A 17956-nucleotide genomic window follows, 5' to 3' on the forward strand; every position below is an offset into this window, starting at 1 on the left:
TGGGCAGATGCGCTTGCGGGCGTTGTCGAGCGCATCTGCCCACAACTCTGTCGAGTGACTGGGTGAGTGGGTGAGTGGTGCGGGTGGTTGAGCGGGTCGGCGGGTCCGTGTGTGGGGCGGTGCGACGCCGACCCGCGCGGCGCAGAGTTGTGGGTTGGTGCGGTTGCGCGCGTTGCTAACCGCATCCGCCCACAACTCTGTCGAGGGGATGGGCAGGTGAGTGGGTGAGTGGTGCGGGTGGTTGAGCGGGTCGGTGGGGCTGCGGGTCCCTGAGTGGGGCGGTGCGACGCCGACCCGCGCGGCGCGGAGTTGTGGGTTGGTGCGTTTGCGGGCGTTGTCGAGTGCATCTGCCCACAACTCTGTCGAGTGAGTGGAGTACGCGGAGCGCGTGACGCGAGGGACTGGAGTACGTGGAGCCCGTGGCGCGAGCGAGTCGAGCGCGCGGAGCCAGCGAGCGGCGCCGAGCAGTGTCGCCAGGCGGTCACCGCCCCGCAATCAACGGAAACGAACGGCACTCGCGCTAGGAACCGCATGCCCCCGCCGGATAGGATGGGAGCTTGTGGCGCGCGAGCGAGGCTCGACGCGCATCCCGAACCGGAGGAGACACGACACGTGAGTCTGATCGTCCAGAAGTACGGCGGATCATCGGTCGCCGATGCCGAGAGCATCAAGCGAGTAGCCCGTCGAGTCGTCGAGACCCGCCGTGCAGGGAACGACGTGGTCGTGGCTGTCTCCGCCATGGGCGACACGACGGACGACCTCATCGACCTCGCCCACCAGATCGCCACGATTCCGGATGCGCGCGAGTTCGACATGCTCGTCACGACCGGAGAGCGCGTCTCGATGGCACTCCTCGCGATGGCCATCAAGGACCTCGGCATGGATGCCAGGAGCTACACGGGCAGCCAGGCGGGCATGATCACCGACTCCACGCACGGCGATGCCCGCATCGTCGACGTCACCCCGGTGCGCGTGCGCGAAGCGCTCGACGAGGGCGCCATCGCGATCGTCGCCGGCTTCCAGGGCTTCAACCGCGACTCCAAGGACATCACCACGCTCGGGCGCGGAGGATCGGACACGACCGCTGTCGCCCTCGCCGCTGCGCTCGGCGCCGACGTCTGCGAGATCTACACCGATGTCGACGGGGTCTTCTCCGCCGACCCGCGCATCGTGCCCAAGGCGCACAAGCTGAGCTACATCTCGAGCGAGGAGATGCTGGAGCTCGCCGCCTCGGGCGCGAAGGTCCTTCACATCCGCGCGGTCGAGTACGCACGCCGACAGGGAGTCACGCTCCACGTCCGCTCGTCGTTCTCCGACCACGAGGGCACCATCGTCTACAACCCAGACCGGGCAGAGGAGTACGAAGTGGAAGCAGCAATGATCGCGGGTGTCGCCCACGACCTGAGCCAGGCCAAGATCACCATCGCGGGGGTCCCGGATGTGCCAGGCAAGGCGGCTGCGATCTTCACGATCGTCGCCGAGCAGGGCGCGAACATCGACATGATCGTGCAGAACGTGTCCGAGCAGGACACGAAGGTCACCGACATCTCCTTCACGCTGCCCAAGGCTGACGCGCAGCGCGTGCTCGACGCGGTCGCCGCGGAGGGTGAGCAGATCGGCTACGCGTCGCTGCGTCTTACGGAGGACATCGGGAAGATCTCGCTGGTCGGCTCCGGCATGCGCACCAACATCGGCGTGACGGCGAAGCTCTTCACTGCGCTGAAGGATGCTGGCATCAACATCGACATGATCTCCACGTCCGAGATCCGCATCTCGATCATCACGCAGGCCGACCTCGTCACCGAGGCCACCCGTGTCATCCACACCGCCTTCGACCTCGACGGCGACGCCGAGGCAGTCGTCTACGCAGGCACCGGCCGCTGACGCGGCTGAGCAGAAAAGAGCAGTCATGAGCACCAAGTTGAACGTCGCCGTCGTCGGCGCGACCGGTCAGGTCGGCGCCGTCATGCGCACCCTCCTCGAGGAGCGCGACTTCCCCGTCGCGAGCATCCGCTTCTTCGCCTCCGCCCGGTCGGCGGGCACGACCCTCCCGTTCCGTGGCGAGGACATCACGGTCGAAGACGTCGCCGTCGCCGACGTGAGCGGCATCGATATCGCGCTCTTCTCCGCGGGCGCGACCACGTCGCGTGCGCAGGCCGAGCGCTTCGCCGCCGCCGGCGCGGTTGTCATCGACAACTCGAGCGCGTGGCGCCGCGACCCCGAGGTGCCGCTGGTCGTCTCCGAGGTCAACCCGGAGGCCATCGTCGCGCCGCCGAAGGGCATCATCGCGAACCCCAACTGCACGACCATGGCCGCGATGCCCGTCCTCAAGGTGCTCCACGAGGCGGCCGGCCTCGAGCGCCTCATCGTGTCGACCTACCAGGCGACGTCTGGCTCCGGCCTCGCGGGTGCCCGTGAGCTCTCCGGTCAGGCCGTCGCCGCGGTCTCGCAGGGCGAGGAGGCGCTCCTCGGGCTCGTGCACGACGGTTCGTCCGTCGAGTTCCCGGCTCCGGACAAGTACGTCGCCCCCATCGCCTTCAACGTGATCCCCCTCGCCGGGTCGGTCGTCGACGACGGATCGGAGGAGACGGACGAAGAGCAGAAGCTGCGCAACGAGAGCCGCAAGATCCTCGGCCTCCCCGAGCTTCGCGTGAGCGGAACGTGCGTTCGCGTCCCCGTCTTCACCGGTCATTCGCTGTCGATCAATGCCGAGTTCGCCGACGCGCTCACGCCTGACCGTGCGCGCGAGCTGCTCGCTGCGGCGCCCGGTGTCGCGCTGGTCGATGTGCCAACGCCGCAGCAGGCTGCCGGCGCCGACCCGAGCCTCGTCGGCCGCATCCGCCAGGACCAGTCGGTCGACGGCAACCGCGGTCTCGCGCTGTTCATCTCGAACGACAACCTCCGCAAGGGCGCAGCGCTCAACGCGGTGCAGATCGCCGAGCTCGTCGCCGCCAAGGCCTGACAGCCGCCTGTTCCACGGAGAACGGACGCCCTCTCGGGGGCGTCCGTTCTTGCGTCTGGTGCCGAGAATGCCGCGGCGAAACACGCCCGCGGCGGCCATCGCATTCGAAAACGGCAAAAAGCCCCGAATGTGACGACCGACGGGCATCCTCGAAGCGGACGTGCATCTGCCTCGGACGTAGACTGTCTCGGTGACTGATTCACAGAAGATCTACGACGTCGTTCTGATCGGCGGGGGCATCATGAGTGCCACCCTCGGCTCGCTTCTCAACAAGCTTGAGCCGGAGTGGAGCATCAAGATCATCGAGCGACTCGACGGGCTCGCTCAGGAGAGCTCGAGCCCGTGGAACAACGCTGGGACTGGGCACGCGGCGCTCTGCGAGCTCAACTACACGCCTGAGAAGGACGGCGTCATCGACGCGTCCAAGGCGATCCAGATCAACGAGCAGTTCCAGGTGTCTCGGCAGTTCTGGGCCTCGCTCGTCGAGGCGGGCGAGCTGCCCGAGCCGTCAGGGTTCATCAACTCCGTGCCGCACATGACGTTCGTTCGGGGTGCCGAGAACGTCGAGTTCCTGCGTCGCCGCTTCGAGCTGCTCAAGACCGAACCGCTCTTCTCGACGATGGAGTTCTCTGACGACCTCGAGGTCATCAAGGCATGGGCGCCGTCGCTCGTCGAGGGGCGTCCGTCGGGCGAGAAGGTCGCCGCAACGCGCGTCGCCGCCGGAACCGACGTCGACTTCGGTGCGCTGACGCACAAGCTCGTGCAGGGTCTTGTCGACCGGGGCGCCGTGCTGCGCCTCAACACCGAGGTCATCGCGCTGCGCCAGCAGCGGGACGGCATCTGGCAGATCGCGACGCAGCAGCGTGCCGGTGAGCAGAAGGGCCGCAAGAACGTCACCCGTGCGCGCTTCGTGTTCGTCGGGGCAGGCGGCGGCGCACTTCCGCTGCTGCAGAAGTCGGGCATCGACGAGATCAAGGGCTACGGCGGTTTCCCCATCTCCGGCCAGTTCCTGCGCACCGACAACCCGGAGGTTGTCGAGAAGCACCTCGCGAAGGTCTACGGCAAGGCATCCGTCGGCGCCCCGCCAATGTCGGTGCCGCACCTCGACACTCGTGTCGTCGACGGCAAGCCGGCCCTCATGTTCGGGCCGTATGCGGGCTTCAGCCCCAAGTACCTGAAGACGGGCAGCTACCTCGACCTCGTCAAGTCGCTGCGCCCGCACAACCTCATCCCGATGCTCGCGGTCGCGAAGGACAACTTCGACCTCGTCACCTACCTCGTCGGCCAGGTGCTCGCTAGCAAGGACAAGAAGTTCGAGCAGCTGCAGGAGTTCTTCCCGGAGGCGAACGCCGCCGACTGGCGCCTCATCACGGCGGGGCAGCGCGTGCAGGTCATGAAGAAGGATCCGAAGCGCGGCGGCATCCTGCAGATGGGCACGGAGGTCGTGGCCAAGAAGGACGGCTCGATCGCCGGTCTGCTCGGGGCATCCCCCGGAGCGTCTGTCGCCGTGCCGGTCATGATCGACCTGCTCGGCCGCTGCTACCCGCAGAAGAAGGCCGAATGGGCCCCGAAGCTCGAGGCGCTCGTGCCGAGCCTCGGCACCGACGTCAACGATTCGGCCGAGCTCGCCGACTCGACGCAGGCGGCCAGCGCGAAGGCCCTCGAGCTCAACGCGCACTAGGCCACGCGCTCGGGCAGCTCCGAGGCAGCCAGCGCACGCCACCGAAGCCGTTCCGCACCCGCGGGGCGGCTTCGCTGCGTCAGCCGTGGTTCGATCGGCGGCGCAGCGCGAGGCGGACGGCGACGCCCACGAGGAAGACTCCGAGCGCCGACGCCAGCGCGAGCGGGGGCAGCGTCACGACGAGCGCGACGCAGCCGATGGCGCCGAGCGCTGAGACGGCGCGCGGAACGGTGCGGTGCTCCCTCGCCTGCGTGAGGGCGCTGAGATTCGCGACCAGGTAGTAGACGAGCACTCCAGCGCTGGAGAACCCGATGACCTCGCGGATGTCGCCCATGCAGATCAGCAGCGCGGCGCCGGCTGCGACGGCGAGCACCGCGACCCGGGGCACCGAGGTCGACGGATGCTGGCGCGCCAGCGGGCCGGGCAGCTCGCGTCGTCTGCCCATGGCCATCGCCGTGCGGGAGCTCCCAGCCAGCACGGCCGAGAGTGCCCCGATCGAGGCAACCGCGGCAAGGATGCCGACCGCGACCTGGAGGCCGGGCTGGGTCTCGACGAGGGCTGCTATCGGAGCCGGCGTCAGCGCGAGCCTGCCCGGGCCGAGCGTTGCGAGGAGCGCCCATCCGAGCGTCGCCAGGATGACGCTCACGATGAGGAAGGACAGCAGCATCGCCCTTGGCACGGTGCGCCGCGGATCGCGGACCTCCTCGGAGAGCGTCGCGACGCGGGCGTAGCCGGCGAAGGCGAAGAAGAGGATGCCAGCGCCCTGCAGGACGCCGCTGGCCGAGACCTGGGCATCGCTTCCGGACGCGGAGCCGAAGAGCGGCGGCGAGAGCTGCGCCGTCACCAGGACTGCGACAAGCCCGACGATCACGACGCCGGCGATGATCGTCGCGATGGTCGCTGTTCTCGTGATGCCGAACATCCCGGCGGCGGTGACGGCGAGCAGCACGGCGAGTGCGACCGGCCGCGCGAACGGCTCAGGCATGAGGTATGCGGCGGCTGTGATGGCCATGGCCGCGACCGAGGCCGTCTTGCCGATCACGAAGCCCCAGCCGGCGAGGAAGCCGGGCCACTCGCCGAGCTGCTCGCGCCCGTAGAGGTACACGCCACCGGCTCCTGGATGCTGACGCGCGAGTTGTGCGGTCGATGCTGCGTTGCTCGCGGCGACGACCAGCGCGACCCCGAGGCTGAGCAGCATCCAGCTGCCGGCCGCCTGGGCTGCCGGGGCGAACGCGGAGAAGACGCCGGCGCCGAGCATGGCGGAGACGCCGATCGCCGTCGCGCCGACCGTGCCGACCTTCCTCGGCTCCGCCGTCTGCTGCATCCGCCCGCCTCCCGCTCCTGCGCGCATCGCCTGTTCGCCTGCTCGTCAGGCCGACGATAGGGGCCGTCGGTGAACGCCGCGCGGCGGGTACGCTCAGGCGATGACCTCAGCTCCGTTCACGATTCGCGCGACGACGCCAGACGACTGGCACGAGGTGCGGGAGATCCGGCTCGAGATGCTCCAGGACACTCCGCTTGCCTACACGGAGACCCTCGAGGAGGCGCTCGGCCACGACGAGGCGGAGTGGCGACGGAGGGGCGCGCGGGGCGATGCCGCCAACGGCATCTCGCTCGTCGCGGTGCTCGACGACGGCCGCTGGGTCGGCACCATGGGGTGCGTCTCCTTCCGGGATGAGCCGTGGCCGATGCTCGTCAGCGTGTACGTGGCGGGCGCCTTCCGCGGGACCGCGGCCGGGGTGACGGATGCGCTGCTCGCCGAGGTCGAGGCGTGGGCCAGCTCGCGGGCATCCGGGCTCATGCTGCACGTGCACGAGGACAACGCGCGGGCGAGGGCCGCGTACGAGCGGCGCGGCTTCGTCGCGACCGGCTCGACCATCCCCTACCCGCTCGATCGGCGGCAGCGGGAGCTGGAGATGGTCAAGCGGCTCTGAACTGTCGCATCCCGCGAACGGTGTCACGAGGTGGGCGGATGCGCGCCCTGCGGGTACGATCGACCGGGCTCAGCCCTGAAACGAGGAGGACCATGGCCAAGCTGTACTTCCGCTACGGGGCGATGAACTCGGGCAAGTCGACGGCGCTGCTGCAGGCGGCGTTCAACTACGAGGAGCGCGGGCACCGGGTGGTGCTCGCGAAGCCGGCGATCGACACGAAGGTCGAGGGGGAGATCTCGTCGCGCCTCGGCATGACGAGGGGCGTTGAGATCCTCGTGGGTGTCGAGGACAGCCCCCGCGAGCAGCTGGCGGCGCTGGTCGCTGACGGTCAGCCGATCTCGTGCCTGCTCGTCGACGAGGCCCAGTTCCTGACGACCTGGCAGGTCGATGAGCTGCTGCGCATCGCCGTGCTCGACGGCATCCCGGTGCTCGCGTACGGCATCCGCACCGACTTCCAGACCATCGCGTTCCCCGGGAGCCAGCGGCTGCTCGAGATCGCGCACTCGCTCGAGGAGCTCAAGACGATCTGCCGCTGCGGGCGCAAGGCCATCTTCAACGGTCGCCGCGTCGCCGGCGAGTTCGTGTTCGACGGCGGCCAGGTCGCGATCGATCAGGGCGAGGTCAGCTACGAGTCGATGTGCGGCAACTGCTACCTCGAGGCGTCGCACGGACGACTCGGGGCGGGGCGCCTGTAGGTCGTCTACGACCGGCGCACCCCGCCCCGAAAGCCCGACTCAGGCGACGATGGTCAGCTGAGCTCCGCGCGGAGGATGTCGGCGCCTGCAGCGAGTGCGCTGAGCTTGCCGTAGGCGACGTCTCGCGGCAGGGGAGCCATGCCGCAGTTCGTGCTGGCGATGAGCTTGTCCGCATCCACGAACTGGAGCGCCTTGCGGAGGGTGTCTGCGACCTCATCCGGGGTCTCGATCTCTTCGCTCGCCACGTCGATGGCGCCGAGCATGACCTTCTTGCCGCGGATCAGCTCGATGAGGTCCATGGGCACGTGCGAGTGCTGGCTCTCGAGGGAGACGATGTCGATGGACGACTGCTGGATGAGCGGGAACGTCTTCTCGTACTGACGCCACTCCGCCCCGAGGGTGGCCTTCCAGTCGTTGTTCGCCTTGATGCCGTAGCCGTAGCAGATGTGCACCACCGTCTCAGCGCCAAGGCCCTCCGCGGCACGCTCGAGAGCTGCGACGCCCCAGTCCTGAACGTCGTCGAAGAAGACGTTGAAGGCGGGCTCGTCGAACTGGATGATGTCGACTCCGGCGGCCTCGAGCTCCTTGGCCTCCTGATTGAGGATCGTCGCGAACTCCCACGCGAGCTTCTCGCGGCTCTTGTAGTGGCGGTCGGAGAGGGTGTCGATCATCGTCATTGGGCCGGGGAGCGCCCACTTGATCTTCTGGTCGGTCTGCTGGCGCAGGAACTTGGCATCCTCGACGAAGACGGGCTGCTTGCGGCTCACGGCTCCGACGACGGTGGGCACGCTCGCGTCGTAGCGGTCGCGGATGCGGACCGTCTCGCGATTCTCGAAGTCGACGCCCTCGAGGTGCTCGATGAAGGTCGTGACGAAGTGCTGGCGGGTCTGCTCACCATCGCTGATGATGTCGACGCCACGATTGCGCTGTTCTTGGACGGCGATGCGCAGTGCGTCCTGCTTGCCCTCGACGAGCGCCGCGCCCTCGAGCTCCCAGGGTGACCAGAGGACTTCTGGCTTCGCGAGCCAGGACGGCTTGGGCAGGCTGCCGACGCTTGCGACGGGGAGGAGTGTGTTCATGTTCGTCGATCCTTCTGGGGTCATCGAGCGGAGACGGCGTAGCCGGCGGCCCAGGCGTCGAGCACGTCGCCGTGCGGTTTCACGAAGTGCTCCTGGGTGTAGCGGCCCTGGGTGATGGCGAGCTGGCTGCGCTCTTCGCGGTCGTAGGCGATCTCGGTGCGGGAGAAGTCCTGCTGGTCGAGTGTGGGGCTGTAGATGTTCGCGGCCGCGGAGTTGGCGTTGTAGATCTCGGGTCGGTAGATCTTCTGGAACGCCTCCATCGTGCTGATCGTGCCGATGAGCTCGAGCGTGGAGTAGTCGCTGAGCAGGTCGCCGCGGAAGTAGAACGCGAGCGGCGCGACGCTGCCTGGGGGCATGAAGTAGCGGACCTGCAGCCCCATCTTGCCGAAGTACTGGTCGGTCAGCGAGTACTCGTCCTGCCGGTACTCGACGCCGAGGACGGGGTGGTGGTTGTCGGTGCGTGTGTACGTCTTGCTCGTCGAGACGCTGATGCAGATGACGGGCGACTTCGGGAACCGCGCCTGGTAGGCGGCCGAGTCGAGGAAGTGCTGGAACAGCTTGCCGTGGAGCTCGCCGAAGCCGTCTGGCAGGGAGAAGCCGCCCCCGCCCGCGTTTGCCGACGGCAGCAGCACGCTGAAGTCGTAGTCGCGGAGGTAGGAGGAGAAGTTGTTGCCGACGATGCCCTGGTGGTGCTCGCCCGTCGACTGGTCGACGATCCCGATGTCGAGGACCTCGAGCAGCGGGAACTCGCGGTCGTCGCCTTCGTCGTCGAACTGCAGCGACGCGGAGATGATGTCGAGCTCGAGCGTGTAGCGGTCGCCGGTCGGGTTGTCCCAGCGGGCGAGGTCGTTGAAGCGCCGGTCGATCATCGTCAGCGCGTTGCGGAGGTTCTGCTGACGGTGCTCGCCGCGGGCCAGGTTGGCGAAGTTCGTGGTGATGCGGGAGCTCTCCGACGGCGCGTAGTGCTCGTCGAAGCGGGTGGTGGTGATGTTGAACGTGATGTCGTTCGCCATGTGAGGCCTATCCGGGAGTCGAGAGGCCGGTCGGCCTGTGGGCGTGGATGCGTCCATTGTGCAGGCGATTCGGGGCCATCGAGTAATTCGACGCAACTATGCGTCACTATAGGCTTCGGCTATGACTCGGCGATCGAACGGCGTGACTCTGCAGCAGCTGCACTACTTCGTCGAGGTCGCCGCCGAACGGTCGATCAGCGCCGCCGCCGACATGCTGTTCGTCGCCCAGCCGACGATGTCCGCGGCGATGAAGGATCTCGAGACCCGGGTGGGTCGCGCGCTCCTCGTCCGCTCTGCCCGCGGCGTCTCGCTCACGACCGACGGGACGGAGTTCCTGCGCTACGCGAAGCAGGTCGTCGAGCAGGTGGAGCTGCTCGAGCAGCGCTACCTCGGTCGCCCGCCTTCGCGTCGCCTGCTCGGGGTGTCCGCGCAGCACTACTCGTTCGCGGTCGACGCGTTCGTCCGCATGGTCAAGGGCACCGGGGCGGCCGAGTACGAGTTCTCGCTGCGCGAGACCCGCACGTGGGACATCATCGAGGACGTGCGCACGCTCCGCAGCGAGCTGGGCCTCCTCTACCGGAACGAGTTCAACCGGAACGTCATCGACAAGCTGCTGCGGGAGTCGGGCCTCGCCTTTCACACGCTGTTCCTCGCGGAGCCGCACATCTTCGTCTCCCGGAGGAACCCGCTCGCGTCGAAGGCGCGAGCAACCCTCGACGACCTCGCCGGCCTGCCTCGGCTCACCTTCGACCAGGGGGCGAACAACTCCTTCTACTTCGCGGAGGAGATCCTCTCCACGCTGTCGAGCAAGCAGGAGATCCGCGTCTCCGATCGTGCGACGATCTTCAACCTCATGATCGGCCTCGACGGCTACACGATCTCGACGGGCATCATCAGCGACGACCTCGACCCGGGCATCGTCGCCGTTCCGCTCGAGGTGGACGAGCGCATCGAGATCGGCTGGATCGGCCACTCCGCAATCCCCCTCACCTCTCAGGCGCAGCGGTACCTCGACGAGGTGCGAGCGGTGGTCGCGGAGGCGGGGGTTGAGCTGCTCGGGTAGGGATGACGCGTCCGCGGTCGCGCCACGACCTCACGCCTCGAACGTCACCCGCCCGCCGATGACGGTCAACAGCGTCCGCGCCGTGAGCAGGCTCGCGGCGGGCTCGGTGAGCACGTCGGTGTCGACGACCGTGAAGTCGGCGGCGGAGCCCTCGCGGATCTCGCCGCGCCAGCTCGCGTCGCCGACGGAGGCGGCTGCGTCCCGCGTCGCGTGGAGCAGTGCGCGCTCGATCGGCACGGTGCGGTCGAGGCGAGTCGCCGAGTAGCTCGGGTCGAGGGCAGACTCGCGGGTGGCCGCGATGTAGAGGTTGGCGAGCGGACCGTGCGGGGCGGTTGGCGCATCCGTCGAGAAGGCCAGCGTGGCCTTGGCGTCCTCGTACTCGTGCCAGGCGAAGCCCCGCTCGACTCGGTCGTCGTCGAGCTGCGCGATCCAGTTGCCGAGCACCGCCGGATCAGCGTGCACGGGCTGCATGGATGCCGTCACCCCGAGGGCCGCCATGCGCTCGGCGGTGCCGGGTGCCGCGTACTCGAGGTGCTCGATCCGGTGACGGCGCGGAAGCTCGCCGTTGGCCTCGACCGCATGCTCGAGTGCATCCAGCGCCATGCTGCTCGCCGCGTCTCCGATGGCGTGCATCGCGATCTGCAGGCCGGCCGCGTCTGCCGCCGCGACCACGGGGAGCAGTCGGTCCTGCGGCCAGATGGCATCGGCGTTCGACCCGTCGGCGTACGGCGTGCTCATTGCCGCCGTGCAGGCGTCGATCGTGCCGTCGAGGATGAGCTTGACGCCGACCACGCGCAACCAGGGCGAGGCATGCTGAGCCGAGAGCTCCCCGGCACGCGCGACCTGCGCCAGGTTCTGCGCGTCGTCGTCGGTATTGGAGACGAGCCAGTGCGCCGCCACCCGCAGGGGGAGGGTGCCGCCCCGTCGGTCCGCCGCGCGCCGGAGTGCGTCGAGCGCGACCTCGTTGAGCGCCATATCGACGACCCCCGTCACGCCGACTGCGCTGTACGCGGCGAGCACGCGCTCGACGGCGACGTCTCGGTCGGCGTCGGTCATCGCGGCGTCACGCTGCGCCCACGCATACTCGACCGCGGCCGTCTCGAACAGCATGCCGTTCGGCTCCCCATCCGCATCCCGCCCGATGCGGCCACCACTCGGATCAGGGGTGTCGCGGGTGATGCCGAGCTCCCGCAGGGCCGCGCTGTTGACCCAGCAGGAGTGGTAGTCGTTCGCGTCGAGGTACACGGGCACATCGGCCACCACCTCATCGATCATCGCCGCCGTCGGGGCGCCGCCCGGGATCGAATCGAACAGCCAGCCGCGACCCCGCAGGACGCGGGCATCAGGGTCCGCGGCGCGGGCCTCTGCCAGGAGGCGCTGGATCTCACCGAGGTTGCGGGCATCCGTGAGCCCCACCTGCCCGAGAGCCTCGCCCATCATCACGAGGTGCGTGTGCGCATCGGTGATCCCGGGGAGCACAAGCTGCCCGCCCAGGTCGACCGCCGCGTCCGGATGCGCGGTGAAAGCTCGCGCGCCGGCCTCGTCGCCGATAAACGCGAACACCTCGTCGCGCACCACGAACGCCGTCGGGGCGGGTGCATCCGCTGCGGTCCCGGATGAGGCGCCCTGGAAGACGCGGGCATTCGAGTACAGGGTGGTGGTCATGCGTTGGCCTCCGTGAGGATCGGGGTGGAACGTTCGGTGCGGGTCGAGATGGCGGCGATGATGCCGGTGGGGACTGCCAGGACGAAGCTGGTGATGCCGAGCGCGAGCGTGAAGCCCTGCGCGCCGAGCATCTCGCTGAGGCTGGCCCCGACGAGGGGAGTGAGAGCCGAGCCGACGAGATAGACCGACAGGAGCGGGCCGGACCAGCGGCCCCGAGCATCCAGCGCTGCCGCCGTCGAGAGGAAGTACATGTACGCGACGGCGTAGATGGAGTTCCAGGCGATGAACGCCACGATGAGCGCCGCCTCGTCGGTGAGCGTGCCCTGCACGATCTTGAGGATGCCGCCGAGCACCAGCAGGACGACGAGGGGCACGGCCCGGCCGAGGCGGTTGCCGACGGCCATGAGCGCAAGCGAACCGAGGAGGCCTCCCGCGGTGGCGCCGGAGAGCGCGATGCCGAGCCCCTCCGGAGTCAGGCCGCTCGTCTCGGCACCGATGACGCCGATCATCGCCCAGAGCGAGTCCTCGCTGACCGCCCAGAGCGCGAAGACGACCAGGAGGCCGAAACCGCTCACCGTGAGCAGGCGCGACGACGCGGCGCTCTGCGTGCGGATCGCGCCGGTCGGTGGGATCTCGATCGGCATCGCCTCGCCCGTCGCAGCGCCAGCTGTTCCGAGTGCGGCATCCGCATCGAGCAGGGGAACGCGGGGGAGCCACCTCGTCATGACCAGGCCGATGGCCGAGAAGAGCGCGAGCGAGCCGAAGACGTTGAGCGGCGCGAGCCCGAGCAGGGGCAGGGTCGCGAGGACGATCGAGATGACGCCTCGGTTCGTGAAGCCGTTCCAGCCGGCAACGCGGTCCGGGTTGCGGAACGACGCCATCGCCGCTCCGGCCGAGGCGACCGCTCCGCCGGCGCCGATGCCGCCGACGAGTAGGCCGGGGATCGTGAGCGACGGCACGAGGGCGGCGGCGAGGAAACCGAGCGTCGCGACGGCGAGACCGATGCGGGCCACCTGATGGCGTCGCGCGCCCGCGCAGAGGCCGGCGGCGGCGAGGCCGGCGACCGCGGTCAGGAGGAGCGTGCCCGTGACGAGCCAGCTCGCGGCGAGCACGTCGAGGTCGACCGCCGTCTGTGCCGCGGTGATCATGTACGGCGACAGGTTCACGGCCAGATAGCCGGCGATCGCGATGGCGAACGTCGCAGAGGCCGGCGCGAGGCGCAGGGGCACCCGCGTGCTGAGTTCGGCTGCAGTGGTCATGGGGCTCCATGGGTCTGGGTTCTCGGCGTGCGACCTGCTGCTGCGAACAGGTTCCGGCGCGACGCGTGTTTGGCGAACACCATTCGCCAGCGAATGGTGTTCGCTAGTATGCACGGAGACGGGGCCGAGCGGAAGGCATCCGGGGCATTTTCCTCGAATAACACGACGGGGAGGCCAACACGCGTGCACGAGGGAAGGGGCGAGCCATGGAGGGACGCAGGATCGTCGGGCTCACGCCGGCCCGCATCGCTGACGCCGGGCTGCAGCTCGTCGAAGCGGGCGAGCCGTTCGGCGTCAACGCCATCGCGCGCAAGCTCGAGGTGCGCCCCTCCTCGCTCTACAAGCACGTCTCGGGGCTCGACGACATCGTCGAGCTCATGCGCGGCCGTCTCGTGGATCGCTACCGGGCAACGCCGGAGCAGCGGACATGGGACCAGTACGTCGAGGAGGTCGTGCGGCTCCAGCGGCGCATGTACGCCGACCACCCGGCGCTGCTGCCGTTCCTCATCGGGAAGACCATCACGAGCCCCTCGGTGATCGAGTCCTACGATGACCTCGCCGTCGCGCTGCAGGCTGGGGGCTTCCCCGACGACGACATCGTCACGCTCATCGGCATGATCGACGCGTTCGCGCTCGGCTTCGGCCTCGAACTGGCGTCGCCGGAGCAGGTCTGGCAGCCGGATGCGCCGACTCGGCTCTTCGGGAGACTCCTCGCCGACTCCAAGTCGGGTCCCGAGCGCATCGAGCGCTCGTTCGAGCTCGGACTCGCGGTCCTGCTGGCAGCGCTGCGCGAACGCATCCCGCGCGCCCAGGGCTGAGTTGTGGTCGCTCTCGCGCCCTGCAAGCAACCGTAAGTCAGCCCTGGGCGAGGGTGATTTCTCCTCGGGCGGGGAGAGTCCGCGTCTGGGTGGGGCAGAATTTCCGTCGAGTCAGTAGCCTGGTGGCATCCGCCCGCTACCCCCCCCTCAGCCCGGAGCCCACGATGACGTTCTCGCACGGTGCCGCTCCCGAGCGCACACGCAGCAGCCCTTGGCTGTACGTCGTGCTCGGCGTCGTTCTCGTTGCCGCGCTCGCGGTGCTCGGCTTCTTCTTCGGCGGCGCACTGCTCACGCAGGCCACGAGCCGCGCCACGGAGGCCGACGAGACGGTCACGGTAGGCAGCGACGAGTCGGCCGTCGCGGTCGTCGCGCCGGCTGGGTGGGTCATCGTGCCCCACTACTTCGGCACCGACGTCGTGACGCTCCGCAGTCCGGACGCGCGCCTCGAGATCACCCTCCAAGTGCCGTCCCAGCCCCAGTCGATGGTGGATGCGTCCGAAGTCGCGGCACGAGAAGCGAGCGAGGCGCTTGTCAAGGACGGGCTGATGCCAGAGGGCGCCATGGCCGCCGAGGCTGGTGGTCTCTTCTGGATCGACGAGGCGCCGAAGGAGGGGCTCTCCGTGCGTCACGCGAGCTACGAGTACGGGCAGGCTGCCGCAGAAGGACAGGGAGCTCCCGGCGTGATGGTCGGCTCCGCGGCGATCGCAAGCGCGGGCGCCACCACGCCGAACGCTGCAGTGCGCTTCAGCGCCAGCGCCGACGACCTCGACCGCTACCGCCCGGCCATCGCCCAGATCCTCGAGAGCATCGGCGGGCCGGTCGCGTGACCCGCAGTCGATGGAGCTCGCGGCAGTCCAGCACGCAGCCTCGCCCTCTGCGGCGCCTGCTCGCCGTCGCGATGCTCGCGATTGCGACCCTCGCGCTCTCGGCGTGCGCCCCTGCTCCCGACCTGGCCTGGCAGCCGCCCGTTCGCGCGGCCGTGACGAGCTTCGACGAGGCCGCCGGTGACGTCGCCGGCGCGGAAGCCGGTGCCACGCCCCTCGACCACTACCGCATCCGCGACTCGGCACCCGCCGTCGACGCGAGGTGGACGGAGGTGCCAGGGCAGGCCGAGCTGAACTCGCGCATCCGCTCACTCGTCGTCGACACGGTCGGCGCCTTCGCGACGAGGCTCGGCACCGTGTACGAGCCGGAGGCCGCAGCAGCGGGAGCCGGGCTCGGAAGTCGCGGCTGCGAGGCGGGTTCCAGCGGCGTGCCGGCTGCGGAGGTGCTCGCTCAAGGCGGCGCCACCGATGGTGAGGCGATGGTCATCACGTGCGAGATCGTCGTCGCAAGCGGCAGCGAGTTCGGCGAGCGCGTCCGGGTCGTCGAGGGAACCGCAGGAGCAGCGCCGGCAATCACCCGCGACGAGAGTTTCGTCTTCTTCGCCGACACCGCGACGGCGCAGCAAGCGGGTGGCGTCGACGTCATCACGGCGGACGCGGCGCTGGCCATCTGGAACGAGCTCGTGCTCGCCGCGCGGCGAGAGCTCGGCGCCCTCTGGGATACGCAGGTCGCGGCGCCGAGCGACATCAACGCGGCCGTGCTCGCGCAGGGCTTCGCCGACGTCACGCCCACCCCGGACGGTGGACTGCGGATCGGCATCCCCGCGGGCCTCCTTACCCCTGAGATGGACGTATCCGGCGGTGCGAACGCAGTTCCTCCCGTCTCTCCTGACGGCGAGACCACGCTCGTCGTCGGAGAGCCGATCTCGCACCGCTTCCCGAGCATCCACATCGGTGCGGAGGCGGCATCCCCCATGCTCACCGACCTCGGCCGAGAGCTCGTCGCCGCGTCGGCGACCCCGCAACCGCTCGTCGCCGGCCAGCGGCCGCTCGCCGGTGACCGCCAGGTCGACTGCACGCTGTTCCCGTGTGTCGCCCTGACCTTCGACGACGGGCCCGCGCCGATCACGGAGACGCTCCTCGGGCAGCTGCGGGAGCATGACGCGACCGCGACCTTCTTCCTCGTCGGCCCCAACGTGCAGCGGCACCCTGAGATCGCGAGGCAGATCGACGACGACGGCCACCAGCTCGGCAACCACTCGTGGACGCATCCGCAGTTCACGACCCTCGACGACAAGAAGATCGAGGAAGAGGTGAAGAAGACCAACGACGCCATCGCCGCCGCGACCGGAGAACGGCCGAGTGTCTTCAGGCCTCCATACGGCGACCTCGACGCCCGGGTTCTCACGAAGCTCGGCATGCCGGCCATCCTGTGGGACATCGACACGCTCGACTGGGAGGGGCCGCCCCATGAGACTCTTGTCGACCGCGGCGCGAACGAGGCAGAGGCCGGGTCGATCATCCTCATGCACGACATCCACGACTCGACCGTCGACGCGGTGCCCGAGATCCTCACAGGCCTCCACGACCGGGGGTTCGTGCTCGTGACGATCGACCAGATCTTCGGTGGCGCCCCCGCGGCGGGCAACAGCTACACGTCAGCCCGGTAGCTCAGGGGTGCGAGACCGAGACGGCTCCGCCAAGATAGCTAGAGCTCGACCTGCGCGGCCCAGGCCCTCACGAGCTCGGCGAGTGCGCCCCGCGCATCTTCGAACTCAGCCAGGCTCGCGAACGAGGCGACAGCGCGGTTGCGGCCCGGCCACGTGAGCAGCTTCGAGCGGTCGTCGACGACGATCTCCGGGTGCTCTGGCTTCACCTTCGCGCCCGTGTGCAGGACGAGCTGCACGGCCTTCGGGCGTCGGAGATTGAGGGTCCCGAAGTCGTCGGCGACCTCGTAGTTCGCCGATTTCCACTTGAGGCTCTCGACGACGTCGGGATGCGCGTCGAGCAGCAGCTGGCGCAGGCCGACCGCCACATCCCGCAGCGGATGCTCGAGCTCGGCAAAGTACGCATCGACATCCGGCGACGGGGCAGCGGTCATGCCGCCAGCGTAGACCCGTGGTCCGCCGGCGGCTCGACTCGCTGCACTGCTCGGGCTCGGAGCGCCGGTCAGTACTTCGCCGACTGGCCGCCGTCGATGGGAACGACAGCCGCGTTGATGTAGCTCGCGTCGTCCGACAGGAGGAACGCGACGACCGCGGCGATCTCCTCGGGCTGCCCGTAGCGCTTCGTGGGGTTGATCTGGATGAACTGCTCTGCGGCCTGCTTCGGGTTCTCCGCGTCGAGCTGGCGCATGGAGTTCTCGACCATGGGCGTCCAGATCGCGCCGGGCGCGATGGCGTTGACGCGCACGCCGAACTGGCCGTACTCGACGGCCGAGTTGCGGGTGAGGCCGACGACGCCGTGCTTTGCGGCAGCGTAGCCTGACTGGTTTCCGACGCCACGGATGCCGCCGACGGAGGCCGTGTTCACGACGAAGCCGGAGCCCTGCCTGCGCATGACCTTGAGTACCTTCTCGAGGCCGAGGAAGACTCCGCGGAGGTTGATGGAGACGACCCGCTCGAACTCGTCTGCGCCGAAGTCCTCGGTGAGGTTCTGGCGGCCTTCGATGCCGGCGTTGTTGAAGAAGCCGTCGATGCGGCCGAAGCGCTCGAGGGTGGCGGCGACGTACGCGTCGGTGTCGGCCTCGCTGGAGACGTCCGCGGTCGTCGTGAAGACCTCGGCGTCAGGCGCGGCCTCGAGGATGGCCGCCTTGCTCGCTTCGAGGCCCTGCTCCGAGATGTCGACGAGTGCGAGCTTTCCGCCCTCGCTCGCGACGCGGACCGCGGTTGCGCGGCCGAGGCCGGATCCTCCGCCGGTGATCAGAACGACTTTGTCGGTGAACCGAGACATGCTTCTCCTTC

Annotated in this window: 16 protein-coding genes; 9 read left to right on the forward strand and 7 right to left on the reverse strand. The window is 69.0% G+C overall.

What is annotated here, in order from left to right; all coding sequences use genetic code 11:
• The first annotated feature begins 612 nt into the window (after positions 1-612).
• From ITJ67_RS06480 to ITJ67_RS06490, 3 genes are all read left to right on the forward strand, one after another.
• Positions 613-1884 (forward strand): aspartate kinase, encoded by a 1272-nt coding sequence (locus ITJ67_RS06480; protein ID WP_104243220.1) that lies wholly within the window; start codon positions 613-615, stop codon positions 1882-1884.
• Between the two features lie 25 nt (positions 1885-1909).
• Positions 1910-2962, forward strand: a complete 1053-nt coding sequence (locus ITJ67_RS06485; RefSeq protein ID WP_194677110.1) for an aspartate-semialdehyde dehydrogenase — start codon at positions 1910-1912, stop codon at positions 2960-2962.
• Between the two features lie 190 nt (positions 2963-3152).
• Positions 3153-4643, forward strand: coding sequence for a malate:quinone oxidoreductase (locus ITJ67_RS06490; RefSeq protein WP_194677111.1), 1491 nt, complete (start codon positions 3153-3155; stop codon positions 4641-4643).
• A gap of 79 nt (positions 4644-4722) precedes the next feature.
• Here the strand turns inward: ITJ67_RS06490 and ITJ67_RS06495 are convergent, their stop codons facing one another.
• The gene (locus ITJ67_RS06495; protein WP_194677112.1) at positions 4723-5967 is read right to left on the reverse strand and encodes an APC family permease; all 1245 of its coding nucleotides are present in this window, start codon (positions 5965-5967) and stop codon (positions 4723-4725) included.
• A gap of 100 nt (positions 5968-6067) precedes the next feature.
• On the opposite strand from ITJ67_RS06495, the gene ITJ67_RS06500 reads away from it, so the two are divergent.
• Together ITJ67_RS06500 and ITJ67_RS06505 are read left to right on the forward strand one after the other, a co-directional pair.
• A complete protein-coding gene (locus tag ITJ67_RS06500; RefSeq protein ID WP_160072859.1) occupies positions 6068-6577 on the forward strand; it encodes a GNAT family N-acetyltransferase in 510 nt (169 codons plus the stop codon).
• Between the two features lie 92 nt (positions 6578-6669).
• Positions 6670-7272: a thymidine kinase gene (locus tag ITJ67_RS06505; RefSeq protein WP_104299734.1), complete on the forward strand. Its 603-nt coding sequence runs from the start codon at positions 6670-6672 to the stop codon at positions 7270-7272.
• 53 nt (positions 7273-7325) lie between these two features.
• Here the strand turns inward: ITJ67_RS06505 and ITJ67_RS06510 are convergent, their stop codons facing one another.
• Positions 7326-8351, reverse strand: coding sequence for a methionine synthase (locus ITJ67_RS06510; RefSeq protein WP_194677113.1), 1026 nt, complete (start codon positions 8349-8351; stop codon positions 7326-7328).
• A gap of 20 nt (positions 8352-8371) precedes the next feature.
• The gene (locus ITJ67_RS06515) at positions 8372-9364 is read right to left on the reverse strand and encodes a DUF1852 domain-containing protein (RefSeq protein WP_160072855.1); all 993 of its coding nucleotides are present in this window, start codon (positions 9362-9364) and stop codon (positions 8372-8374) included.
• A 121-nt stretch (positions 9365-9485) separates the two neighbouring features.
• Here ITJ67_RS06515 and ITJ67_RS06520 point away from each other — a divergent pair, with 121 nt between their 5' ends.
• Positions 9486-10427: a LysR family transcriptional regulator gene (locus ITJ67_RS06520; RefSeq protein ID WP_194677114.1), complete on the forward strand. Its 942-nt coding sequence runs from the start codon at positions 9486-9488 to the stop codon at positions 10425-10427.
• Positions 10428-10457: 30 nt separating this feature from the next.
• Here ITJ67_RS06520 and ITJ67_RS06525 read toward each other — a convergent pair whose 3' ends face one another.
• Positions 10458-12092, reverse strand: coding sequence for an amidohydrolase (locus tag ITJ67_RS06525; protein WP_194677115.1), 1635 nt, complete (start codon positions 12090-12092; stop codon positions 10458-10460).
• Positions 12089-13351, reverse strand: a complete 1263-nt coding sequence (locus ITJ67_RS06530) for an MFS transporter (protein ID WP_194677116.1) — start codon at positions 13349-13351, stop codon at positions 12089-12091. The genes ITJ67_RS06525 and ITJ67_RS06530 overlap by 4 nt, the downstream gene beginning before the upstream one ends.
• A 206-nt stretch (positions 13352-13557) precedes the next feature.
• Here ITJ67_RS06530 and ITJ67_RS06535 point away from each other — a divergent pair, with 206 nt between their 5' ends.
• The 3 genes from ITJ67_RS06535 (at position 13558) to ITJ67_RS20220 (ending at position 16663) form a co-directional block, all read left to right on the forward strand.
• Positions 13558-14169 carry a TetR/AcrR family transcriptional regulator gene (locus tag ITJ67_RS06535; protein ID WP_160072847.1) on the forward strand — a complete coding sequence of 204 codons (612 nt, stop codon included), beginning with the start codon at positions 13558-13560 and terminating at the stop codon, positions 14167-14169.
• A 164-nt stretch (positions 14170-14333) separates the two neighbouring features.
• Positions 14334-14996 (forward strand): hypothetical protein, encoded by a 663-nt coding sequence (locus tag ITJ67_RS06540; RefSeq protein WP_194677117.1) that lies wholly within the window; start codon positions 14334-14336, stop codon positions 14994-14996.
• Positions 14993-16663 carry a polysaccharide deacetylase family protein gene (locus ITJ67_RS20220; protein WP_194677118.1) on the forward strand — a complete coding sequence of 557 codons (1671 nt, stop codon included), beginning with the start codon at positions 14993-14995 and terminating at the stop codon, positions 16661-16663. The genes ITJ67_RS06540 and ITJ67_RS20220 overlap by 4 nt, the downstream gene beginning before the upstream one ends.
• Before the next feature lie 38 nt (positions 16664-16701).
• Here the strand turns inward: ITJ67_RS20220 and ITJ67_RS06550 are convergent, their stop codons facing one another.
• Together ITJ67_RS06550 and ITJ67_RS06555 are read right to left on the reverse strand one after the other, a co-directional pair.
• Positions 16702-17094 (reverse strand): DUF1801 domain-containing protein, encoded by a 393-nt coding sequence (locus ITJ67_RS06550; RefSeq protein WP_194677119.1) that lies wholly within the window; start codon positions 17092-17094, stop codon positions 16702-16704.
• Between the two features lie 68 nt (positions 17095-17162).
• On the reverse strand, positions 17163-17945 hold the full coding sequence (locus ITJ67_RS06555; RefSeq protein WP_160072839.1) for a glucose 1-dehydrogenase: 783 nt from the start codon (positions 17943-17945) through the stop codon (positions 17163-17165).
• Between the last annotated feature and the right edge of the window lie 11 nt (positions 17946-17956).

The sequence above is a fragment of the Pseudoclavibacter sp. VKM Ac-2867 genome (assembly GCF_015351275.1).
Lineage (GTDB): Bacteria > Actinomycetota > Actinomycetes > Actinomycetales > Microbacteriaceae > Pseudoclavibacter.